At 70.8% G+C, this 21,072-nt stretch carries 20 protein-coding genes; 7 read left to right on the forward strand and 13 right to left on the reverse strand.

Translation table 11 applies throughout. From position 1 onward, the window contains the following. The first annotated feature begins 56 nt into the window (after nt 1–56). Nucleotides 57–743 carry an RluA family pseudouridine synthase gene (locus ACE101_RS19540; RefSeq protein ID WP_379132919.1) on the forward strand — a complete coding sequence of 229 codons (687 nt, stop codon included), beginning with the start codon at nt 57–59 and terminating at the stop codon, nt 741–743. Here the strand turns inward: ACE101_RS19540 and ACE101_RS19545 are convergent, their stop codons facing one another. The 4 genes from ACE101_RS19545 to ACE101_RS19560 all read right to left on the reverse strand — a co-directional run bounded on the left by ACE101_RS19545 (nt 744) and on the right by ACE101_RS19560 (nt 4,564). Then, entirely contained in the window at nt 744–1,994 is a 1,251-nt protein-coding gene (locus ACE101_RS19545) for an acyl-CoA dehydrogenase family protein (protein WP_379132922.1), read from the reverse strand. Between the two features lie 172 nt (nt 1,995–2,166). Continuing rightward, the gene (locus tag ACE101_RS19550) at nt 2,167–3,426 is read right to left on the reverse strand and encodes a TetR/AcrR family transcriptional regulator (protein WP_379132925.1); all 1,260 of its coding nucleotides are present in this window, start codon (nt 3,424–3,426) and stop codon (nt 2,167–2,169) included. Between the two features lie 370 nt (nt 3,427–3,796). After that, nucleotides 3,797–4,255 (reverse strand): hypothetical protein, encoded by a 459-nt coding sequence (locus ACE101_RS19555; protein WP_379132927.1) that lies wholly within the window; start codon nt 4,253–4,255, stop codon nt 3,797–3,799. A gap of 30 nt (nt 4,256–4,285) precedes the next feature. Then, nucleotides 4,286–4,564, reverse strand: a complete 279-nt coding sequence (locus tag ACE101_RS19560; RefSeq protein ID WP_379132929.1) for a phosphopantetheine-binding protein — start codon at nt 4,562–4,564, stop codon at nt 4,286–4,288. A 285-nt stretch (nt 4,565–4,849) separates the two neighbouring features. Between ACE101_RS19560 and ACE101_RS19565 the strand changes: the two genes are divergently transcribed. Together ACE101_RS19565 and ACE101_RS19570 are read left to right on the forward strand one after the other, a co-directional pair. Then, nucleotides 4,850–6,058 (forward strand): acyl-CoA dehydrogenase family protein, encoded by a 1,209-nt coding sequence (locus tag ACE101_RS19565; protein WP_379132932.1) that lies wholly within the window; start codon nt 4,850–4,852, stop codon nt 6,056–6,058. A gap of 36 nt (nt 6,059–6,094) precedes the next feature. Further along, nucleotides 6,095–7,024: an amino acid--[acyl-carrier-protein] ligase gene (locus ACE101_RS19570; protein WP_379132934.1), complete on the forward strand. Its 930-nt coding sequence runs from the start codon at nt 6,095–6,097 to the stop codon at nt 7,022–7,024. Between the two features lie 36 nt (nt 7,025–7,060). Here the strand turns inward: ACE101_RS19570 and ACE101_RS19575 are convergent, their stop codons facing one another. From ACE101_RS19575 to carB, 3 genes are all read right to left on the reverse strand, one after another. Then, the gene (locus ACE101_RS19575) at nt 7,061–7,558 is read right to left on the reverse strand and encodes a hypothetical protein (RefSeq protein WP_379132937.1); all 498 of its coding nucleotides are present in this window, start codon (nt 7,556–7,558) and stop codon (nt 7,061–7,063) included. A gap of 148 nt (nt 7,559–7,706) precedes the next feature. Continuing rightward, nucleotides 7,707–8,183 carry a transcription elongation factor GreA gene (greA, locus tag ACE101_RS19580; RefSeq protein ID WP_379132940.1) on the reverse strand — a complete coding sequence of 159 codons (477 nt, stop codon included), beginning with the start codon at nt 8,181–8,183 and terminating at the stop codon, nt 7,707–7,709. Nucleotides 8,184–8,307: 124 nt separating this feature from the next. Next, entirely contained in the window at nt 8,308–11,781 is a 3,474-nt protein-coding gene (gene carB, locus ACE101_RS19585) for a carbamoyl-phosphate synthase large subunit (protein ID WP_379132943.1), read from the reverse strand. Between the two features lie 162 nt (nt 11,782–11,943). Here carB and ACE101_RS19590 point away from each other — a divergent pair, with 162 nt between their 5' ends. The 3 genes from ACE101_RS19590 to ACE101_RS19600 all read left to right on the forward strand — a co-directional run bounded on the left by ACE101_RS19590 (nt 11,944) and on the right by ACE101_RS19600 (nt 13,675). Then, a complete protein-coding gene (locus tag ACE101_RS19590) occupies nt 11,944–12,744 on the forward strand; it encodes an SDR family NAD(P)-dependent oxidoreductase (protein ID WP_379132946.1) in 801 nt (266 codons plus the stop codon). Nucleotides 12,745–12,820: 76 nt separating this feature from the next. Continuing rightward, complete coding sequence (locus tag ACE101_RS19595; RefSeq protein WP_379132949.1) at nt 12,821–13,300, forward strand: GtrA family protein; 480 nt, start codon at nt 12,821–12,823, stop codon at nt 13,298–13,300. Between the two features lie 75 nt (nt 13,301–13,375). Continuing rightward, a complete protein-coding gene (locus ACE101_RS19600) occupies nt 13,376–13,675 on the forward strand; it encodes a hypothetical protein (protein WP_379132952.1) in 300 nt (99 codons plus the stop codon). A gap of 14 nt (nt 13,676–13,689) precedes the next feature. On the opposite strand, the gene ACE101_RS19605 is transcribed toward ACE101_RS19600, so the two are convergent. Together ACE101_RS19605 and ACE101_RS19610 are read right to left on the reverse strand one after the other, a co-directional pair. Continuing rightward, a complete protein-coding gene (locus tag ACE101_RS19605; protein ID WP_379132955.1) occupies nt 13,690–13,929 on the reverse strand; it encodes a YegP family protein in 240 nt (79 codons plus the stop codon). 337 nt (nt 13,930–14,266) lie between these two features. Then, nucleotides 14,267–15,580, reverse strand: a complete 1,314-nt coding sequence (locus ACE101_RS19610; RefSeq protein WP_379132957.1) for a leucine-rich repeat-containing protein kinase family protein — start codon at nt 15,578–15,580, stop codon at nt 14,267–14,269. A gap of 242 nt (nt 15,581–15,822) precedes the next feature. Between ACE101_RS19610 and ACE101_RS19615 the strand changes: the two genes are divergently transcribed. Beyond that, complete coding sequence (locus tag ACE101_RS19615) at nt 15,823–16,014, forward strand: hypothetical protein (protein WP_379132960.1); 192 nt, start codon at nt 15,823–15,825, stop codon at nt 16,012–16,014. 828 nt (nt 16,015–16,842) lie between these two features. On the opposite strand, the gene trmFO is transcribed toward ACE101_RS19615, so the two are convergent. From trmFO to ACE101_RS19635, 4 genes are all read right to left on the reverse strand, one after another. Beyond that, nucleotides 16,843–18,264, reverse strand: a complete 1,422-nt coding sequence (trmFO, locus tag ACE101_RS19620; RefSeq protein WP_379132963.1) for a methylenetetrahydrofolate--tRNA-(uracil(54)-C(5))-methyltransferase (FADH(2)-oxidizing) TrmFO — start codon at nt 18,262–18,264, stop codon at nt 16,843–16,845. 124 nt (nt 18,265–18,388) lie between these two features. Then, on the reverse strand, nt 18,389–18,541 hold the full coding sequence (locus ACE101_RS19625; RefSeq protein ID WP_379132965.1) for a DUF1127 domain-containing protein: 153 nt from the start codon (nt 18,539–18,541) through the stop codon (nt 18,389–18,391). Nucleotides 18,542–18,810: 269 nt separating this feature from the next. Beyond that, a complete protein-coding gene (locus ACE101_RS19630) occupies nt 18,811–19,782 on the reverse strand; it encodes a S1C family serine protease (RefSeq protein ID WP_379132967.1) in 972 nt (323 codons plus the stop codon). Nucleotides 19,783–19,975: 193 nt separating this feature from the next. Continuing rightward, nucleotides 19,976–20,974, reverse strand: coding sequence for a transporter (locus tag ACE101_RS19635; RefSeq protein WP_379132970.1), 999 nt, complete (start codon nt 20,972–20,974; stop codon nt 19,976–19,978). Nucleotides 20,975–21,072 lie beyond the last annotated feature (98 nt).

A 21,072-nucleotide genomic window follows, 5' to 3' on the forward strand; every position in this document is an offset into this window, starting at 1 on the left:
ACACCGTCCGGAGGGATCCACCGGACGTTTCCATCTCCCGAGGCGACAGGGCCGCCATGATCGTCGAAGACATAGTCTCGCGCGTCCTCTACCGCGATGCCCTGGTGCTCGTCATCGACAAGCCGGTCGGTTTGCCGGTTCATCCCGGGCCGCGGGGGGGCGAGACCCTGGTGCAGCATCTCGACGCCCTGCGCTTCGGCCTGCCGCGGCGGCCGGAGGCCGCGCACCGGCTCGACCGGGACACCTCGGGCTGCCTCGCCCTCGGGCGCCACGCCAAGGCGCTGGCCCGCCTCGGGCGGCTCTTCGCCGGCAGCGAGGCCCGCAAGACCTACTGGGCCGTCGTCGAGGGTATGCCCGCGGCGGAGGCGGGGGTGATCGACCTGCCCCTCGCCCGCCGCTCGGACGATCCGCGCAGCTGGTGGATGAAGACCGATCCCGCCGGCGATCCGGCCCTGACCCGCTGGCGGCTGCGGGGCCGCGGCCCGGACGGCAGCGCGTGGCTCGAACTGGAGCCCGTGACCGGCCGCACGCACCAGCTGCGCGTGCATTGCGCCGCCCTGGGCTGGCCGATCCGCGGCGATTCGATCTACGGCATCGCCCCGCGCCAGGGCGGTCCGGGCCTGCAACTGCACGCCCGGGCGCTCAGCCTGCCGCTCTACCCGAAGAAGCCGCCGATCGCCGTCGAGGCGCCGGTGCCGCCGCACATGCGGGCGGGCCTCGCGGCCTGCGGCCTGAGCGAGTGATCAGGTCTTCGCGCGCTCGCGGTTGCCGTACTGGGCGAGTTCGAGCCGTGCGATCGAGCGGTTGTGAACCTCGTCCGGGCCGTCGGCGAGCCGCAGCGTCCGGATGCGCGCATAGGCGTAGGCGAGCCCGGCATCGCTGCTGACGCCCGCGCCGCCGAAGGCCTGGATCGCGTCGTCGATCACCCGCAGGGCGGCTCGCGGCGCGGCGACCTTAATCATCGCGATCTCGAGCTTCGCGCCCTTGTTGCCGACCTTGTCCATCATGTCGGCGGCCTTCAGGCAGAGAAGGCGCGTCATCTCGATGTCGATGCGCGCTTCCGCGATGCGCTGCTCCCAGACCGAGTGATCGGCGATGCGCTTGCCGAAGGCGACCCGCGAGAGCAGCCGCCGGCACATCTTCTCCAGCGCCTCCTCGGCGACCCCGATGGTGCGCATGCAATGGTGGATCCGCCCCGGGCCGAGCCGTCCCTGGGCGATCTCGAAGCCGCGGCCCTCGCCGAGGATCAGGTTCTCGGCCGGCACCCGCACGTCGTCGAGGATGACCTCGGCGTGGCCGTGGGGCGCGTCGTCGTAGCCGAAGACCGGCAGCATCCGCACGACCGTCACCCCGGGCGAATCGAGGGGCACCAGGATCTGGGATTGTTGCTGATGCGGCGGCGCATCGGTGTCGGTCTTGCCCATCACGATGGCGATGGCGCAGCGCGGATCCCCGACGCCGGAGGACCACCACTTGCGGCCGCTGACGACGTAGTGGTCGCCGTCCCGGCGGATGCGGGTCTCGATGTTGGTGGCGTCCGAGGAGGCGACCTCGGGCTCGGTCATCAGGAAGGCCGAGCGGATCTCGCCGGCCATCAGGGGGCGCAGCCAGCGCTCTTTCTGGGCCTTGGAGCCGTAGCGGTGCAGCACCTCCATGTTGCCGGTGTCCGGGGCGGAGCAGTTGAACACCTCGGAGGCCCATGGGATGCGGCCCATCTCCTCGGCGCAGAGCGCGTAGTCGAGGTTGGTGAGCCCGGCGCCCCGGAATGCGCCGTCGTCGTGCTCGGGCGAGGGCGGCAGGAAGAGGTTCCACAGCCCGGCCTCGCGGGCGAGGGGCTTCAGCCGCTCGATCACCGGCACCGGCTGCCAGCGCTCGCTGCCGAATCCCTCCATCTCGGCCTTGTAGACCGGCGCGGCCGGGCGGACATGCGCGTCCATGAAGGCGGCCACCCGGTCGCGCCAGTGCCGCTGCCGTTCGGAGAGGGTGAAATCCATCGGCGTGCCTCCTCCCGAGCCCGGGGTCGGAGCGCCCCGGCGCTGATCTCGCCCGAACCCTAGCGCCAAGCGGCGCACAGCAAAACCGGCTTTTCGAAAAACACAGTCCGGGAATGCGTCGCCAGCGCAGCCTTCCGGCTCCGCGTCACGCCGAGGGAGCGTACCGTGCTTTCTACGCGGGTGGTGCGAACAGGCCGAGGAAGAGGGGGCGGGCGTAGAGGTCGGCCGCGGTCTCGGGCGTCACGCCCGGCACCCAGGCGGGCAGTTCGGCGGCGGCGTTGATCATGCTGCTCACGAGGGGCGCGGCGATGCCGGGATCGTGCGCCCGCACCGAGCCGTCCGCCATCCCGTCGACGAGGCAGAAGGTGAAGCGCTCGGCGAGCTGGTTCATGGTGCGGCGGGTCTCGGTCCGCAGGCCTTCCGGCAGGGCGCTGAAGGCGGTGATCCGCAGGAGCGGGCCGGCCGGGCCGAGCTGGCGGCGCACCAGCGTCGCCGAGGCGGTGGCGAGGCGCTCCCAGCCGCTGCCGCCCGCCGCGTCGGCGGCGTCCTGCACCAGCCGCACCTGCGCGAAGCTGCGGGCGAAGCAGTTGGCGACGAGGTCGTCCTTGTTGTCGTTGTGGTGGTAGAATGAACCCTTGGTGACCTTGAGGAGGCCGGAGATCTTCTCCACCGAAGCGCCTCGATAACCCTGCTCGTTGATCAGGATGGTGGCCGCCCGCAGGAAGGCCTCGGGCGAGACCTCGCTCTCCGGCGGCGACGGCGCCTCGGCCAGGATGCCCGGTGCCCAGCGGGAGGCGGGGCCCGCGAGACCGCCCACCAGGAGATCGCTCATCCGCGCGGCCACCCGGCCGTAATCCCGCGGCTCGTAGCGGTCGATCCACAGGCGCACCGAGTGGAGCACCGTGAGCAGCAGGTGGGTGCGGGCGTTGCGCTCCGCCCGGTCGAGCCCGCCCTCGTCGAACAGCCCGCGCAGGCGGCGGAACAGGTCCGCATAGGCCGCGAAGACGGCCTCCGCCTGCGGCTCGGGCAGGGCGCGGACATCGTTGAGGACGGCGGTGTCGGGCTCCGCGCCGGCCGCCACGGCGGCCCGCTTGGCAAGGGCGAGATCGATGAGGCGGCGCAGCCGCGCGGCCGGATCGGCCTCCGTCTCCGCCGCGGCGACGAGCCCGTCGAGGGCCGCGATCGTGTGCAGGAAGCAGGCCGCTGCCAGATCCTCCTTGCGGCGGAAGTAATAGGTGACGCTGTTGGTCATCAGCCCGACGCGGCGCGCGACATCGGCGAGCGTCGCGCCCTTGACCCCCGCCTCGTTGAAGAGGCCGACGGCCGCGTGCAGGATCGCGTCCCGCTTCTGGGCGTAGCGCCGGGTCTGGCGCGGCGCCTCGGACCCGGACGGGGGGGCGGTCGGGTCGATCGGATCGAGGGATCGGGGCATCGGCCGATTGAGCACGCGGAACGCGAGCCTGACAAGCTGGACCGCCCCCGGGCGCGCCGCGTCACCGCGACCAGCCGGTTCGCGGGCGACGCATCGGCCGCCGGGCGGCGCCGGCCGGGCAGACGGCGCCCGCCGCGCAGGGTGGTGGGAATCCGTTCGACCAGCTCCAGGCCGAGTTCGATCTCACCCGCGAGGGCCCGGTTCACCCGCAGCAGCGTGCGGGTGAAGTCGGGGAGCGGCCCGCTCCCCGGGACGACCTGCAGGGTGACGTGGCCCGGCCGCTCCTGCACGAACCGGACGGCGACGACACCCACGAGCAGGTCGTCCTCCGGAACCAGCGCGGCGAGCGGGACGATGCGCCCGGAGCGGCTCACGAAGCCCTCCTCCGCGCGGGGCCCGCCCAGCGCAGCAGGAAGGCGGCGACGATCGCGAGCGCGGACGGGTCGCCGTCCAGGACGGTGATGCGCCGGTCGATGATCGCCCGCCGGTAGCCCGTCATCGCCGCGTCGGTCAGGTGCAGGATCGAGCGACGCAGGTCGTCCGCCTCCTCCCGCATGTGCGACGGTCCGCCGATGTCGAGGCCGAGGAACACCGCCCGCTCCGCATGCGCAGCGATGCCGGCGCGCATCGCGGCCGCGTGCCGGAAGGCGAGCGCCGCGGCGGCGTGATCCTGGTCGGGGAAGCGCCGCGCCGGTGCCTCGGCGCCATCGCCGATCACGCGGGCATCGCGGCGCGCGGGGTTCGTCGTGCGGAGACGCCGGCCGAGCCCGGTCAGGTCGGCGCGGGTGAGGATCGGGACCCGGTCCCAGGCCGCTCGGCCCGGCCTCATGGCCGGAGGCCGCAGAACCCGGCCGGCGGGTCAGGCGGCGAGGGTCGCGCCGCCGCGGACCGTGCTGACCATCTCGCCGATGGTCGCGAGCGTGCGGAAACTCTGCGGGCTGAGATGGCTCGTCGGGATCGTGATGTCGAACTCCGCCTCGATGGCCAGCATCAGGTTGACGAGGTCGAGGGAGGTGAGGCCGGCCTCGGTGAGGGAGGTCTCGGGGTCCGGGCGACGCTCGATCCCCTTCCGGGCCAGGATGTCCCGGACCAGATGAGCCACGCGGGCAGCGACGTCTAGGGGCAAACTCTCGGTCATCTCTCACCTCTCGCGCGACGATGGGCGCTGATGCCATCCTCGGGTGCCGGCCTTTCGAGATCGTGCACGCAGATGCGGCAAGCGCAGCCGGCCCCGGTTCACGTCCGTTACACTTAATGATCTTCGCCAGGGCGCGTGTCGGACGGTCGGAACCCTGAGTTTCGGATTTCCGCCTCATGATGTCTTAGGTTTTGGCGTGCAGTCTCGTCTCGCACAGGAGCAGCCCAGCGACCCGCCGAAAGAGAGCGGGCGCGGTGCCGCGGCATCAGGCCAGCGAGGAGAACCATGACGATCCAGACCACCCGTCCGGGTGACGCGCCGGTCTTGGACCGAGCCACGTCCATCGAGCCGGGCCTGCGCGCCCTGATCGTGGCCGGCATCGCCGCGGCCCACGCGGAGGCGGTGGATCGCGACGGCCGCTTTCCCGCCGAGGCGATCGAGGCCGCCAAGGCCCAGCGGCTGATGGGCCTCACCGTGCCGGTGGCACTCGGCGGCGAGGGGGCGAGCCTCGCCACGGCGGCCGACGTCTGCTACGCGCTCGGCCGCGCCTGCGCCTCGACGGCGATGATCTATGCGATGCACCTGACCAAGGTCGCCTGCATCGTCGGGCATGGAATCGGCCAAACCTGGCAGGAGGCGCTGCTCGAACGGCTCTGCCGGGAGCAGCTCCTCCTCGCCTCCTCCACGACGGAGGGGCAGGGCGGCGGCAACCTGCGTTCCAGCGCCGCCGCCATCGAGCGAGACGGCGAGGCCATCATCCTCGACCGCGCCGCGACCGTGATCTCCTACGGAGCCGAGGCGGACGGCGTCGTGACGACGGCGCGCCGCGCGCCCGACGCCGCCGCCTCCGATCAGGTGCTCGCGGTATTCCTCAAGGAGGATTACGCGCTCGAGCGCCTGAGCGGCTGGGAGACGCTCGGCATGCGGGGCACCCGCAGCTTCGGGTTCCGCCTGCGGGCGCGCGGGCGGCCCGAGCAGGTGCTGGCCGTGGCCTACCCGACCATCCATGCCGAGACGATGACGCCGGTCTCCCACATCCTATGGTCGAGCGCCTGGGCCGGAATCGCCGCGGGTGCCGTGGAGCGGGCGCAGGCCTTCGTCCGGCAGGCGGCCCGGGGAGCCGGCGGGCAGATGCCGCCGGGCGACGCCCAGTACGGCAAGGCGGCCTCGTCCCTGCGGACCTTGCGCGGGATGATCGCCCAGGGACTCGACCGCTACGCGGCGGCCGGCGAGGCGAGGGCGCTCGGCAGCCTCGATTTCCAGACCGCCATCACGATGCTGAAGGTCGAGACCTCGGAACTCGCCCTCGCCACGGTGTCGAGCGCGATGCGCGCCTGCGGGCTCGCGGGCTACCGCCAGGACGGCCCGTTCAGCATCGGCCGGGCGCTGCGCGACATCCTCTCGGCGCCGATCATGATCCACAACGATCGCATCACCGCCAACCTCGCGGGCACGAGCCTCCTGGCCACGGTTCCGGCCTCGCTGCGGGATTGATCCTTCCTCTCATCCGATCCGGAGCGGCGTGTCGCCATGACGATGAACTGGACGAAGCCGGCGGCGCCGGCGGCTGCGAATTCCCTGGACGGGCTGTTCGATGGGTTGTTCCGCCCCATGGGGGCGGACGGCGTCTACGCCCGCACCGGCCGATACGAGGCGGTGGTGGAGGCGCTCCAGGCCCTGGTCTCGCGGCAGCGCGAGGAGGGGACCGAGATCTTCCGCTTCCCGCCCGTGATGAGCCGGCGCCAGATCGAGACGCACGGCTATCTGAAGAGCTTCCCCAACCTGCTCGGCTGCGTGTCCTGCCTGGAGGGCAGCGAGGCCGAGATCCGCGGCGCGGTCGACCGGCACTACGCGGGCGGCGACTGGACCGAGGCGCTCGAATCGGCCGACCTCGTGCTGACGCCCGCCGCCTGCTACCCGGTCTACCCGATCGCGGCGGCGCGGGGTGCGGTGCCGGCCCAGGGCTACCGGTTCGACGTCGCCTGCGACTGCTTCCGCCGCGAGCCCTCGAAGGATCTCGACCGGCTGCAATCGTTCCGGATGCGGGAATACGTCTGCGTCGGGACGCCGGAGCAGATCCAGGATTTCCGGCAGCGCTGGCTGGAGAAGGCCACGGGCCTCGCCGACCGGCTCGGTCTCACCTACGAGGTGGCGCAGGCGAGTGATCCGTTCTTCGGCCGCGTCGGTCAGCTGATGGCGATGAACCAGCTGGAACAGGCCCTGAAGTTCGAGCTGCTGGTGCCCCTGCGCGGCGAGGGGCCGGCCACGGCCTGCATGAGCTTCAACTATCACCGCGAGCATTTCGGCACGACCTGGAACCTGCGCGATGCGTCGGGTGAGCCAGCCCATACGGGCTGCGTCGCCTTCGGCATCGACCGGCTCGCCGTGGCCCTGTTCGCGACGCACGGGCTCGACGTGGCGGGCTGGCCCGCAACGGTGCGGGAGACGCTGGCGGTCTGACGCCGCCGCGCGGCCGAGCCTCGTCTGCGGGGCCGCTCAGTCCAGCCCCAGGCCCCGCCGCAGCCACCACGCGTAGTGCTCGGCGAGGGCGCTGACGCGGCGGCGCTCCGACTCGGGATCGTACCAGGCGCCGCCGGAACTGGCCGGCGTCGCCGAAAGCTGCGGATGGCGCAGCAGCACCTCGCCCCGGCGCCCGAGGACCAGGGCTTCGCCGTCGAGGTAGTCGGTGTTGGTCGCGCCGCCGCCCCGGCCGAAGCGGCCGTCGCTGCCCGCATAAGCGTTCAGCGACACGCCCGTCACCCGCACGACGAGGACGGGCCCGGGGCCGCCGACGCGGTCCGCGAAGTTCCGGGCGAGGGCCGCCCGCAGATCGCCCGCCACGGTCTCGGCGAAACCGTCGAGCCCGCGCGCCCGCAACGGGCCGACATCGACCCGGACGGCGGAGAAGCGGGTCCCGCCGTCCAGGGGCTCCGCCCGCAGCGGAGCCGTCAGGAATGCGAGCCCCGCGGCCGCGAGCGTCAACCAGCGCCTCATCCGATCTCTCCCGAACCCGACGACGGTCCCCAGCATCCTTCGCCGCAATGGTCACCGGTCCGGCGGTGACGATGATGCAGAACGAAAGCCGCCATCAGACTTGCTCGGCGCAAGTCTGATGGCGCGAGGCTGCGCTTCCCGGCAACGCTCAGGCGACGTAGCGGATGCCCACGATCTCGTAGGACTTGCCGCCGCCCGGCGTGGACACTTCCACCGTGTCGCCCACGCCCTTGCCGATCAGCGCGCGCGCCACCGGCGAGGTGATCGAGACGCGGCCCGACCGCACGTCGGCCTCCGGCTCGCCGACGATCTGGTAGGTCTTCTCTTCCTCGGTGTCCTCGTCGATGAGCTGGACCGTGGCGCCGAACTTCACCTTCGTGCCCGAGAGCTTCGTGACGTCGATCACCTCCGCACGGGAGATCAGGCTCTCCAATTCGAGCACGCGCCCCTCGTTGAGGGACTGGGCTTCCTTGGCAGCATGGTACTCGGCGTTCTCCGAGAGGTCGCCGAGCGCCCGCGCCTCCGAGATCGCCTGGATGATCCGCGGGCGCTCCACCTGCTGGCGGTGCTTCAGCTCCTCCTCCAGAGCCGCAAAGCCACGGATCGTGATCGGAACCTTGTCCATCGTGTCGTCCACACCATAAGCAATTGGCCCGGCAGGACGTGACGCCACGCTCCACCGGGCCTGATTAGACCGTCTCCCGCTGCCGCGAGACCTTCAGTGCGGGTCGCTCCGCACCGCCCACGCATCAGGCAGCGAAGTATTCCTGCAGGGCACGCACTTGGAGATCATCGCCGAGATAGGCCCTGATCCCCTCCGCAGCCGCCATCGCACCTGCGAGAGTGGTGTAGTACGGCACTTTATGCAAGAGGGCCGCCCGGCGCAGGGACCGGGAGTCGGAGAGTGCGCCGGCCCCCTCGGTGGTGTTGAAGACGAGGTGGATCTCGCCGTTCTTGATCGCGTCGACCACGTGCGGACGGCCCTCCAGCACCTTGTTGACGCGGGTGGCCGCGACACCGTTCTCGGCGAGGTAGCGCTGGGTGCCGCCCGTCGCCAGGACCGTGAAGCCGATCTCGGCCAGCATGCGCACCGCGGGCAGGATCCGCGCCTTGTCGTCGTCGCGCACCGAGACGAAGACCGTGCCGGTCTTCGGCACCTGGGTGCCGGAGCCGAGCTGGCTCTTGGCGAAGGCGACGCCGAAGCTGCGGTCGAGGCCGATCACCTCGCCGGTCGAGCGCATCTCCGGCCCGAGCAGCACGTCGACGCCGGGGAAGCGCGCGAAGGGGAACACCGCTTCCTTGACGGCGATGTGCGGCAGGGTCTTGGGCGCGAGCCCGAAGCTCGCCAGCGACTCGCCGGCCATGACGCGCGCGGCGATCTTGGCGATCGGCTCGCCGATCACCTTGGCGACGAAGGGCACCGTGCGCGAGGCGCGGGGATTCACCTCCAGCACGTAGATCTCGCCGTCCTTGATCGCGTACTGCACGTTCATCAGGCCGCCGACGTTGAGCGCCAGCGCGAGGTCGCGGGTCTGACCCTCGAGCTTGGCGATCGTCTCCGGCGACAGCGAGCGGGGCGGCAGCGAGCAGGCCGAATCGCCCGAATGGATGCCCGCCTCCTCGATGTGCTCCATGATGCCGGCGATGAACACCTCGCGCCCGTCCGCCACGGCGTCGACGTCGACCTCGGTCGCGTCGCTGAGGTAGCGGTCGAACAGGAGCGGGTTCTTGCCCAGGACCGTGTTGATCTGCCCGGTCTTGTCGTTCGGGTAGCGGGCCTTGACGTCGGAGGGGATCAGGCTCGGCAGGGTGTCGAGCAGGTAATCCGCGAACTGCGTCTCGTCTCGGATGATCGCCATGGCGCGCCCGCCGAGCACGTAGGAGGGCCGCACCACGAAGGGCAGGCCGAGATCGGCGGCGACGAGCCGGCTCTGCTCCACCGAGAAGGCGATGCCGTTCTTCGGCTGCTTCAGGTGCAGCTTGTCGAGGAGCCGCTTGAACTGGTCGCGGTCCTCCGCGAGGTCGATGGCGTCCGGCGAGGTGCCGAGGATCGGCACGCCCGCCTCTTCCAGGGCGCGGGCGAGCTTGAGCGGCGTCTGGCCGCCGAACTGCACGATGACGCCGTGCAGCGTCCCCGCCTGCCGCTCGGTCTCGATGATCTCCAGCACGTCCTCGGCGGTCAGCGGCTCGAAATAGAGCCGGTCCGAGGTGTCGTAGTCGGTCGACACCGTCTCCGGGTTGCAGTTGACCATGATCGTCTCGTAGCCCGCATCGGAGAGCGCGAAGCAGGCGTGACAGCAGCAATAGTCGAACTCGATGCCCTGGCCGATCCGGTTCGGTCCGCCGCCGAGAATGACGACCTTCTTCTTCTCCGAGGGCTGCGCCTCGTCCACCACCGTGCCGGCGAAGGGCGCCACGTAGGTCGAGTACATGTAGGCGGTGGGCGAGGCGAACTCCGCCGCGCAGGTGTCGATGCGCTTGAAGACCGGACGCACGGCGAGCGCCCGGCGCGCCGCGCGCACGGTCGCCTCGTCGGTGCCGGCGAGCACCGCGAGCCGCGCGTCCGAGAAGCCCGCCGCCTTGAGCTGGCGGAAGGCGCCCGGCGTCGTCGGCAGGCCGAAGCGCTTCACCTTGGTCTCGAGATCCACGATCGCCTGGAGCTGCTCCAGGAACCAGGGATCGATGCGGCAGGAGGCGTGCACCTCCGCGTGGCTGACGCCGAGGCGCAGTGCCTGCGCCACCTTGAGCAGCCGGTCCGGGGTCGGGGTGCCGAGCGCCGCCTTGATGGCGTTGCGGTCGTCGCCCTTGCCGAGCCCCTCGATCTCGATGTCGTCGAGGCCGGTCAGGCCCGTCTCCAGCGAGCGCAGGGCCTTCTGGAGCGATTCGGCGAAGGAGCGGCCGATCGCCATGGCCTCGCCCACCGACTTCATCGAGGTGGTGAGCGTCGGCTCGGCGCCCGGGAACTTCTCGAAGGCGAAGCGCGGGATCTTGGTGACGACGTAGTCGATGGTCGGCTCGAACGAGGCCGGGGTGGCGCCGCCCGTGATGTCGTTGGCGATCTCGTCGAGCGTGTAGCCGACCGCGAGCTTCGCCGCGACCTTGGCGATCGGGAAGCCCGTGGCCTTCGAGGCGAGCGCCGAGGAGCGCGAGACGCGCGGGTTCATCTCGATCACGATCATCCGACCGGTCTTCGGATCGATGGCGAACTGGACGTTCGAGCCGCCGGTCTCGACGCCGATCTCGCGCAGGACCGCGAGCGAGGCGTCCCGCATCACCTGGTATTCCTTGTCGGTGAGCGTCAGCGCCGGCGCGACCGTGATCGAATCGCCCGTATGCACGCCCATCGGGTCGAGGTTCTCGATCGAGCAGACGATGATGCAGTTGTCCGCCTTGTCGCGGACCACCTCCATCTCGTACTCCTTCCAGCCGAGCACCGATTCCTCGATCAGGACCTCGTTCGTCGGCGAGGCGTCGATGCCGCGCTCGACGATGTCGAGGAATTCCTCGCGGTTGTAGGCGATGCCGCCGCCGGTGCCGCCCATGGTGAAGGAGGGCCGGATGATCGCCGGCAGGCCGACCTCGGCGAGCGCGATCAGGGCCTGGCCGAGGGCGTGCTCGCCGTAGCGCTTGCGCCGGTCGGCCTCGCCGGCCGCCCACTTCTTCTCGAAGGCGGCGAGGGCCGCCTTGCGGGCCTCCGGATCGGGATTGGCCTCCTCGATCCGCGCCACCTCGGCGAGGTACTTGTCCCGGTCGGCCTTCTTGGCGGCCGAGGCGTTGGCGAGCGCCGAGCGCGGCGTCTCCAGACCGATCTTGGTCATGGCGTCGCGGAACAGATGGCGGTCCTCCGCCTTGTCGATGGCCTCCGCGGTGGCGCCGATCATCTGGACGCCGAACTGGTCGAGCACGCCCATGCGCTTGAGCGACAGGGCGCAGTTCAGCGCCGTCTGGCCGCCCATGGTGGGCAGGAGGGCGTCGGGCCGCTCCTTCTCGATGATCTTGGCGACGATCTCGGGCGTGATCGGCTCGACGTAGGTCGCGTCCGCCAGTTCCGGATCGGTCATGATCGTGGCCGGGTTGGAATTGACCAGGATGATCCGGTAGCCTTCGGCGCGCAGGGCCTTGCAGGCCTGCGTTCCCGAATAGTCGAACTCGCAAGCCTGCCCGATGACGATCGGACCCGCGCCGATGATGAGGATGGAGGAGATATCGGTGCGCTTGGGCATCGGACGCGTCAGACTCTTGCAGCGCGCATCCGGGTTCCGCACCGGCCCGCTCGGAGGCGGGCGCGGGTGGGGCAGGCCGGACGCGGGGGGATGGTCGTGCCGCGCCTTTAACACGCGGGACGAGATGAAAGAAAGGCCGCGCCGCCGGCGCGCGGGGCAGGCTTGAGCGTCGCGCGCAACTGGACCCTGGTGACGGGGGCGTCGAGCGGAATCGGCGCGGCCCTGGCTCGCGCCTTCGCGGCGCAGGGTCACGCCCTCGTGCTCACCGCCCGCCGCGCCGAGCGGCTCAAGGCTCTCGCCGACGAACTCTCGGACCTCGTCGCCGTCGCGGTGATCCCGGCCGACTTGTCGGATCCGGCCGCTCCCGACCGCCTCCTCGACGCGGTCGAGGCCCGCGGCATCGTGCTTCACACCCTCGTCAACAATGCCGGCTTCGGGATGCGGGGCCGCTTCGCCACGCTGCCGGCGGACGGGCTGATGGAGATGGTGGCCGTCAACGTCGCCGCTCCGACCGCGCTCGCCCGGCGGGTCCTGCCCGGACTGATCGCGCGCGGCGAGGGCGGCATCCTCAATGTCGCCTCGGTGGGCGCCTACCTGCCCGGTCCCAAGACGGCGGCCTACTACGCGAGCAAAGCCTATCTCCTCTCGCTCTCGGAGGCGCTGTTCGAGGAGGCACGGCCCCATGGCGTGACCGTGACGGCTCTCTGCCCGGGCGTGACCGATACCGAGTTTCCGGCCCGCGCCGATCAGGAGGGCACGAAGCTGTTCAAGGGCAGAGGCATGACCGCCGAGGCGGTGGCCCGGATCGGCCTCGACGCCTATCGGCGCGGCGAGGCCGTGGTGGTGCCGGGGGCGGGCAACCGCGCCATGGTGGCGGGCCTCCGGCTGCTGCCCCGCTGGCTCAGCCGCAAGATCGCCGGACGGATGCAGAGCGTGTCGGGGTCATCTCCGGTTCAGCGATGAACGCTAGAGGGGGGAGGGCGGTCCGGTGGTGATGCGGCCGGGTGGAGCTGTGGGGGCGGATCGAATGGTTCGGAGCGTGCTGACGCGTTGGCGCGGCCATCCGCTGATGGCGCTCGGCCTGCAATTCACCACCTTCGTCGGCGTCGGGCTCGGCGCCCTGGCCGTGCATTACGGCGTGCTGGTCGCGCTGGTGGAACTCGCCACGATCGACGCGATCGCGGCGGCGGCGATCGGCTACGTCTCGGGCGGATTCGTCTCCTATTCGCTGAACCGCCGCCACACCTATGCGAGCGACCGGCCGCACGGCGAGGCCACGTGGCGCTTCGCCCTGGTGGCCGGGGGCGGCCTCGTGCTGACCTGGATCCTGATGGCGGCTCTGACCCGCTGGGCGGGCCTCGGCTACCTGTGGGCGCAACTCCTCACGACCGGGCTCGTCACGTTCTGGAACTTCTTCGGAAACCGGATCTGGACCTTCGCCGAGCGGGCGGGCGCCGTGGCGGACGCGCCCCTCGACGCCCGAACTCGCCCCGAGCCGGCCGCTCCTCGCCCCTGGTAACCGCGCGGTCCGACCCTCACGGCAGGGCCAAGCCGGTGGCCGGCGCGCCGGCACGGCGTGGCGCTCAAGCCTCCCATGCGCGCTCTCGTGGTGCACTGCGGCACGTTCTTCGCTAAGCTTGCTGCGCTGCACAATTCGGGGGATTCGATGGACGTCCTGGCCATGCCGCTCGCCTCAGCGGCGTTCTTCACGCTGGGCTGCGCGATCTTGCAAAGATTTCGCCGGTATGCGGACCACATCACGCCGTTCCTGATGTGCGCGGTGATGATCCTGATCGCCGCCATTCTCACCGTATCGAGCGTGCAGTACCAGCTGGCGCACGGCGGCAACGTCGAAATGTTCTTCTCCGATCCGGCCCTGGCGCTGGTTCCGTGATGGTAGGAGGCGGTTCAGTGCCGGATGAAGATCGGGCGGCGCGGGCTCGGGCGGGGTAGCCGGCGCGCCGCCGCGGGCGGGGAACTCATCCGGCGCGAGGCGCCCTCGATCATGCGCGCGTAGAGTCCGGCATCGTCCGCAGCCGCGAACTTCGAGCCGAAGCTCTCGTCCGAGACGAGCAAGGTCTCGCCCTTCCGGCCAAGAAGTCGCCAACGCCACTTCCGGCCCTCGTCCTCCTCGACGAGGAATTCCATAGCCGCCTCCACTGTCGTTCCTTCGCGCTGGAGTATGCGTGAGGCGGCCTCGCGCGGGTGAGATCGTGAGCCGGGTCGCGCGGCATTTCGTCGATCCGCCCCGGATTCCGGCAGATCATCCCCGTGATTCACACGGCGTAGCCGGCAAGCGACGGTTTCGGCCGCCGCTCCGGCTCGACCCGATGCGTCCGGGCCGCGAATCGCGTGGGCTCGGCATCATACGGTTTCCGGATGATCGCTTCGCGATGCGGAAACCGGCCTCGCTCAGGCGCCGCGCGGGCTCGTGATACGGTTTCCGAAAGTGATCGTCCGGAAACCGTATCATTGGCCGCAAGGGTCACCCGCATCGGGCGAGCGCGCGCACCACCTCGGTCATCAGCGGTCGCTGGCGCGGATCGGGTGCGGTGCAAGCAAGCGCCAGCGTGCGAAGGGGCGTGGCCTGCTCCGGCTCGGGCAGGAGCCCCAGCAGTTCTTCGAGCAGGATGCCGAAGGCCTGGACCTCGACCCGCTGGAGCGCGGCGCCCTCCGCGCCCGCGGGCAGCGCGGAGGCGGCGCCGAAATCGCTCAGAACCGCCTCGCCCGCCTCGCCGTCCCAGAGCACGTTGTGGCCGTAGAGGTCGCCATGCAGCAGGCCGCCGGCATGGAGATGGGCCGCCGCCTGCGCGATCCCCCGGGCGAGGCGCAAGGTCGCCGCCGCACCGAGGCGCAGGTCCGGTTCGTAGACGTCGCGGCTGCAACTCTCCAGGCTGGGCGGACCGGCGAGGGCCCGCCAGCTCTCGGGAAGGAGGGGCATCACCAGCCCCTGCATTCCCTCGGGGTGGCCGGTCACCCGGCCCAGTGCGCCGGTCAGATGCGGGTGCGTCCCCGCCGCGAGGCAGGCGTCCATCTCGCGCTCGGGCAGGCCGTCGCTCGTCATCGCGCCCTTGAAGAGCTTGAGGGCGACCGGACGACCCGCGTCGCCCTCGTCGTCGCGCCATGCCGCGCGATAGACCCACCCGGACGCTCCCTGGCCGAGGAGCGCGCCGCGCTCCAGCTGCCGCCACGGGACGGCTGGTGCCGCGGGCGCGACGGTCCGCGGCTCGCACGGATTTCCCGACCAGGACAGCCACGCGAGGCGCGGCAGGGCGGAGAGCCAGGAGGGAAGCGCCGTGAAGCCGTTCGCCGCCAAGCGCACCAGCTCGAGATGGGGCGCCGCCGCGAGTTCCTCCGGCAAGGCGCGCAGGCGATTGCCGGCGAGCATCAGCTTCTGGAGGTGCGGGCGCTCGCCCAGGGCGCCGGGGAGCTGCGCGATGCGGTTGTCCGTGAGCGTCAGCCAGCGCAGCGCCCGCGGCAGGGCTTCCGCGCTCACCTCGCGCAGGCCGGTCCCGCGAAAGCCGATCTGGCTCAAGGCGGGGCAATCGCCGAGCGAGGGGGGCAGGCGCTCGAACCGGGTGCCGGAGCAGAACAGGACACGCAGCTTGCGCAGGCGCCCCATATCGTCCGGCAGCGCCGACAGGGGTCCGCCGCTCAGGTCGAGCAGCTCCAGGCTGTCGGCCAGGCCGAAGATCTCGGGGGGAAACTCGGAGACGATGCCGGGCAGGCGCAGCTCGCGCGCTCCGGCGAGATCGCCGCGGCGAAGCGCGCGGAGGAGATCGTGGGGAGAAGGCGGCATCGGTCTCGTCCGGGCGCGGATCCGGACGCCGCCACCGCCGCGCCCGCTGCCGCTCGGCAGAATCGCCGCATGCGATTCTGCCGAGCGGCTCGTTGTAGCACGGGACTCGGCCGCGCTCGGGGAAGACCGCCCGGCCGCGCGCTGACGAGGCGCCGCGTTGACGTAGGACTCAAGCAAGGGACCCTCCGCGCATGCCGCGCGTTGCTCCGCATCGGACGTCATGGGCCGGAGTGGAGAGCCACATGCCGCGTGAAGGCTATCGCTTGCGCAAGGGCCGAGATGGCTGGGGCGTCTACCTGCTCAGCACGGGCAAGCCGGTGGAGCTGAACGGACGGGTCCAGACCGGCCTGCCGCGGGAAACCGCCGCGGAGCTGGCCGCGGCCCTGGCGGCGCTCCATCCATCCGAGAGCGGTTCCCGCGACGGGATCCCGTAGGGTGCTGCGACGGATCCCGGCGCGCCGCATGGGCTTCGCGACCATGATCTCGCAAGGCTCGGCTCTTGGCGGCGCTGCCATTCCGTTCTCTCGTCGACCGATCCGTGCGACCATGGGACCCGTCAAGCGAGGAGGCTGATCATGATCCGCATGCTCGCCTATTCCAGTCTCGTCGTGATCCTGCTCACCGGCATTGCCATCGCGGCACCCGTCGTCTGACGGCAATCCGCGCGAGGACAGGTCCGGTCGGCGATGTCCGTCCGGTTTCATGCCGGCATCCGCCGAATGCATGACGACGGAGCCCGTCGCGCGGCCTTATCCCTGAGATCGTTCTTTATCCGAGACACGCACTGAGCCCGCCCGGCCCTGCCGCGGCGGGCTTCCTTTCGAGAGGCCCGGACCTGACGTTCCACATGCCTGGTCTCGTCATGTGCCGGATGGCACATCGGGCCGTCCTGCCGGCCATCCGATGAAACCGCGTAGATCCCTCGCGAGTTGTCCCGTCAACGAACGCAACGACAGAAGTGGGTCTCATCATGTTCTTGCTGACAGCAGCGGCTCTCGCGGGCGGTGCTGTGACGGCTGCGGTCACGGCTCCTCACGGATTGCTCTTCGCCCTCATCGCGGCTCCATTCGGCGGCAGCACGGCCGCGCTCGGAGCAGGGCTCGCAGCCGCCTACGCCCGCAGCGACGCCCGCCAGACCGTACGCCATCACGGCTACGGCCACCGCCACGCCGGTACTTGCCCGCGGTAGCGCAGAATTCTTCCGGATCCGGAGCGGGCACCGGGCGCGAGGCGCCCGGTGCCCGCATTGCCTCGTCCCCCGGCTACTCCGCTGCGGCGGGCAGGGACGGTTCGCCGAGCCAGGCGCCGAGATCGGCCCGCGCCCGATCGGTCAGGGCACGCTTCTTCGCCTGCGCCTTCTCGGTGCCGCGCAGCCGCCGCCCGTCCGGCGCCTTCGGAGCGCGGTCCAGGGGCGGGAAAAGGCCGAAATTGACGTTCATCGGCTGGAACGAGCGCGGGGCGCCCTCGTCCTCGGCGCTGAGATGACCGCCCGTGATGTGCCCGATCATCGCCCCCAGCGCCGTGGTCGCGGGCAGGGGCGCCAGCGGCCGGCCGAGGCGCTCGGCAGCGGCGAAGCGGCCGGCCATCAGCCCCACGGCGGCGCTCTCCACATAGCCCTCGCAGCCGGTGATCTGGCCGGCGAAGCGCAAGCGCGGATCGGCCTTGAGCCGCAGCGTCCCATCGAGGAGCCGCGGGGAATCGAGGTAGGTGTTGCGGTGCAGCCCGCCGAGCCGGGCGAACTCCGCCTTCTCCAGGCCCGGAATGGTACGGAAGATCCGCACCTGCTCGGCGTGGCGCAGCTTCGTCTGGAAGCCCACCATGTTGTAGAGGGTGCCCAGCGCGTTGTCCTGGCGCAGCTGGACGATCGCGTAGGCCTTGACCGTCGGGTTGTGCGGGTTGGTGAGCCCGAAGGGCTTCATCGGCCCGTGGCGCAGGGTCTCGGGCCCGCGCTCGGCCATCACCTCGATCGGCAGGCAGCCGTCGAAATAGGGGGTCGAGGCCTCCCATTCCTTGAACGAGGTGGTGTCCCCCGCGACGAGAGCCGCCACGAAGGCCGCGTACTGCTCCCGATCGAGGGGGCAGTTGATGTAGTCGGCCCCCGTCCCGCCGGGACCCGCCTTGTCGTAGCGCGACTGGAACCACGCCACGCCCATGTCGATCGAGTCGCGATGCACGATCGGCGCGATCGCGTCGAAGAAGGCGAGGGAATCGGCACCGGTCAACCCGCGGATGCCCTCGGCGAGGCCGGGGGCCGTGAGCGGTCCCGTCGCGACGATCACGCTGTCCCAGGAGGCGGGCGGAAGCCCGTCGATCTCCTCGCGGGCGAGGGTGACGAGGGGATGGGTCTCGAGCGCCGCGGTCACCGCCTGGGAGAAGCCGTCGCGGTCCACCGCCAGCGCCCCGCCCGCCGGAACCTGATGCGCGTCGCCCGCCCGCATCACGAGCGAGCCGAGGCGGCGCATTTCCTGGTGCAGCAGGCCGACCGCGTTGAGTTCCGCGTCGTCCGATCGGAAGGAGTTGGAGCAGACGAGTTCCGCGAGGCCGTCGGTGCGATGGGCATCCGTGCCGCGCACGGGCCGCATCTCGTGCAGGACGACGGGGAGGCCGGCTTCGGCGATCTGCCAGGCCGCTTCCGAGCCGGCGAGGCCGCCGCCGATGATGTGGATGGGAGAGGTTCCGGACATGCCCCGGCATACCGGATCGGTCCGCTTCGAATCAACGCGGAGCCCTGAAATGCGGGCGCCCGCCGGAGGGCGGGCGCGCGACTCGACGATTGTGACCGCCGAAGACGTCGGCTTGGTCGTGGACTTACGCCGCGTGGGTGCGGGCGATGCCCGGGATCTCGTAGCGGCTGATGCCGAGATCATCGAGCTCGCGGTCGCTCAGGCGCGACAGCTCGGAGACGGTCTCGCGGTAACGGAGGTAGGCGCGGACCTTGCTGAGAATCAGGGAGACGAACATCGGATTTGACCTCTGGGAAGGCACCGGCTGCCAATGAGGGGAGCAGTCGGTGCCTGTTTCTGTTGCAACGCACCATATGGTAGCGCTGGCCCGTCTGAGGAGTCGGAAGTCCGTAAGTCAGATATGCGCTTCCGGCATGCGACGCGCAGGAATTCGTCAACCTTCTGCGTTGCACGCCGTTTGAGCAGCCTGATCGACCCGAAATCAGGCTTTGCCGCTCAAAATGTCATATGCTGCATGTGCGAAGAATAATGCCGGTGACCGGTCGGTCAGTGCAGGCGCGGGGCAACCAGAAGCCGCTCACGGTCGGTCGATTGCACGGTGACGGCGACGGTCTTGCCGTCCCGCCGCACCATCAGCGGCACCGCGACACCCGCCTCCCCGAGCGACCAGACGCGCCGGAAGAAGCCGGCGAGATCGGTCACGGCGGAATCCGCGACCTCGACCACGGTATCGCCCGCCCGGAGGTCCGCCGCGGCGGCCGGTCCGCGGCTGGCGAGTCCCATCACCACGACCTCGCCGTCGATCTCGGTCGCGTAGAGGCCGAGCCAGGGCCGCGCCGGCCGCGCGACGCGGCCGCGTGTGGTGAGGTCGGTGAGGATCGGCCTCAGGAGATCGATCGGCACCACCATGTTGAGCGCCCGGGCCTCGCCGCTGCTCTGCTGGAGCTGGAGCGATCCGATCCCGATGAGATCGCCGCCGGCCCCGATCAGGCCGGCGCCACCCCAATGCGGGTGGGACGGCGCCGTGAAGATCGCGTCGTCCAGGACGTATTCCCAGTAACCCGCGAATTCCTGGCGGGCGACGACGCGCGCGGCGACCGAGCGCGACCGCCCGCCGGCGCCGGCCATCACCACGGGATCGCCCACCGCGAGGCCGCTCGCGCTGCCGAGCGGGAGAGCCGGGATGTCGAGGGAGCCGAGGGCCTGCACCAAGCCGAAGCCCGTCGCGGCATCGTAGCCGACCACGTGGCCCTGCACGCTGCGGCCCTCCTGCGTGGTGAGCCAGACCGTCTCGGCCTCGGTGACGAGGTAGCCGATGGTGACGACGAGACCGTCGTCGCCGATCAGCACCCCGTTCCCGGCCCGCTCGCTGCCGAGCGCCTCGGCGGTGAAGGCGCCCTCCGGCACCCGGGAGGAGAGCGAGACGACGGAGGAGAGCGCGCGATCGAGGTCGTAGGCGTGATCCGCGGGGCGGGGCTGAACCGAGGCCGGAATCTTCCAATCACCCGATGACGCCATCCGGCAGCCTCCTCGCGTTGCGGCGGCAGAACCGGCGCGCCGCTTCCTGCGGTTTATAGGTCGCCGGCTTCGAAGCAACACCCGAGCCGGGCGGCTTTTGCCGCCGAGCCGCCGAAACGAAACCGCCCGGCGCGAGCGCCGGGCGGTCGAATTCGATCCGATGACGGCCCGGCGCCGTGGCGCCGAAGGCCGATCAGTACTTGCGGATGATCGGGGCCGGCTCGGGAGCCGGGGCCGCGGCCACCGTGTAGAGCGGGGCCACGACGCGGAACCAGCCCTCGGTCCGGTCGTTCTCGCGCACCCGGCCCGCCGGGGTCACGTAGTTGACCGAGTTGACCACGTCGCGCGCCACGTAGGCCTGCACGGAGAACTTGCCGAAGTCGTAACCGACCAGGCCACCGAGCGCGAAGCGCCCGCCGCCGCTCGGGCCGACCGTGCCGCAATTGCCCACGCCGATGCAGCCCGTGGGGAAGCTCGCCGACGAGAAGGCGAAGGGCGCGCGGTTGCGCAGGTTGGTGGTGCCGTAGCCGATGGCGCCGATCTCGAAGTTGCCGAACTTCTTGGTCGCCGTCAGGTCGAGGTTGAGAGCGTCGGACGGGACCTGCGCGCCGTAGAACGCCGCGATCCCGTTGCGACCGTCGAACCGGGCCGGAACGTCGTAGAAGTTGTAGGTGAGGTTGGCGGTCAGGTTCCAGCCTTCGCCGGTGTAGCTGATCGCGAAGCCCTGGCGGTAGGTGTTCGAGGCGAGGATCTGCGCGCCCCCGAAGCGGCCGGCATTCAGCTCGTTCAGGTACACGCCGGCGAGATAGCTGACGCCGACGTTGTTGCCGAGATCCCAGGCGAAGATGCCGCCGACGAAGGTGCCGACATTCGCGCTGATGTCACGTCCGCCCGTGCGGCTGAACGACCACACGGTCGGCGCGGCGACCACGCCTTCGAACCGGGCGCCGAGGACCTTCCAGGGGGTCGACCAGACCAGGACCGGGACGTTGAAGGACGTATCCGCCGAACCGGGCTGGTCGGCACGCTGGAAGGTGAAGGTATCGATCGCGTAGACGCCTTCCGGCAGCGGAGCGCCGACCGCGAGGCCGACCTGCTCACCCGGAATGGTGGTCGTTTGCGCATACGACGCGGTCGCCGTGAAGCCCAGAGAAAGAGCAGCCGCCCCCGCGGCGAGCCAATGCTTGACCATCTAGTGTTTCCTTCCCGCCGATGCAGGCTGGCGCTTCTGCTCATCTCGCGCTTGTCGTCTGTGGCGCCTGCTTTTGTTGCAAACTTCCACCAACGCCG

It is taken from the genome of Methylobacterium carpenticola (assembly GCF_042748905.1).
Classification (GTDB): domain Bacteria; phylum Pseudomonadota; class Alphaproteobacteria; order Rhizobiales; family Beijerinckiaceae; genus Methylobacterium; species Methylobacterium carpenticola.

Coding starts and splice junctions, on each gene's coding strand:
- ACE101_RS19540 (WP_379132919.1), top strand. CDS start 57: ATGATCGTCGAAGACATAGTCTCGCGCGTCCTCTACCGCGATGCCCTG.
- ACE101_RS19545 (WP_379132922.1), bottom strand. CDS start 1,994: ATGGATTTCACCCTCTCCGAACGGCAGCGGCACTGGCGCGACCGGGTG.
- ACE101_RS19550 (WP_379132925.1), bottom strand. CDS start 3,426: ATGCCCCGATCCCTCGATCCGATCGACCCGACCGCCCCCCCGTCCGGG.
- ACE101_RS19555 (WP_379132927.1), bottom strand. CDS start 4,255: ATGAGGCCGGGCCGAGCGGCCTGGGACCGGGTCCCGATCCTCACCCGC.
- ACE101_RS19560 (WP_379132929.1), bottom strand. CDS start 4,564: ATGACCGAGAGTTTGCCCCTAGACGTCGCTGCCCGCGTGGCTCATCTG.
- ACE101_RS19565 (WP_379132932.1), top strand. CDS start 4,850: ATGACGATCCAGACCACCCGTCCGGGTGACGCGCCGGTCTTGGACCGA.
- ACE101_RS19570 (WP_379132934.1), top strand. CDS start 6,095: ATGACGATGAACTGGACGAAGCCGGCGGCGCCGGCGGCTGCGAATTCC.
- ACE101_RS19575 (WP_379132937.1), bottom strand. CDS start 7,558: ATGAGGCGCTGGTTGACGCTCGCGGCCGCGGGGCTCGCATTCCTGACG.
- greA (WP_379132940.1), bottom strand. CDS start 8,183: ATGGACAAGGTTCCGATCACGATCCGTGGCTTTGCGGCTCTGGAGGAG.
- carB (WP_379132943.1), bottom strand. CDS start 11,781: ATGCCCAAGCGCACCGATATCTCCTCCATCCTCATCATCGGCGCGGGT.
- ACE101_RS19600 (WP_379132952.1), top strand. CDS start 13,376: ATGCGCGCTCTCGTGGTGCACTGCGGCACGTTCTTCGCTAAGCTTGCT.
- ACE101_RS19605 (WP_379132955.1), bottom strand. CDS start 13,929: ATGGAATTCCTCGTCGAGGAGGACGAGGGCCGGAAGTGGCGTTGGCGA.
- ACE101_RS19610 (WP_379132957.1), bottom strand. CDS start 15,580: ATGCCGCCTTCTCCCCACGATCTCCTCCGCGCGCTTCGCCGCGGCGAT.
- ACE101_RS19615 (WP_379132960.1), top strand. CDS start 15,823: ATGCCGCGTGAAGGCTATCGCTTGCGCAAGGGCCGAGATGGCTGGGGC.
- trmFO (WP_379132963.1), bottom strand. CDS start 18,264: ATGTCCGGAACCTCTCCCATCCACATCATCGGCGGCGGCCTCGCCGGC.
- ACE101_RS19625 (WP_379132965.1), bottom strand. CDS start 18,541: ATGTTCGTCTCCCTGATTCTCAGCAAGGTCCGCGCCTACCTCCGTTAC.
- ACE101_RS19630 (WP_379132967.1), bottom strand. CDS start 19,782: ATGGCGTCATCGGGTGATTGGAAGATTCCGGCCTCGGTTCAGCCCCGC.
- ACE101_RS19635 (WP_379132970.1), bottom strand. CDS start 20,974: ATGGTCAAGCATTGGCTCGCCGCGGGGGCGGCTGCTCTTTCTCTGGGC.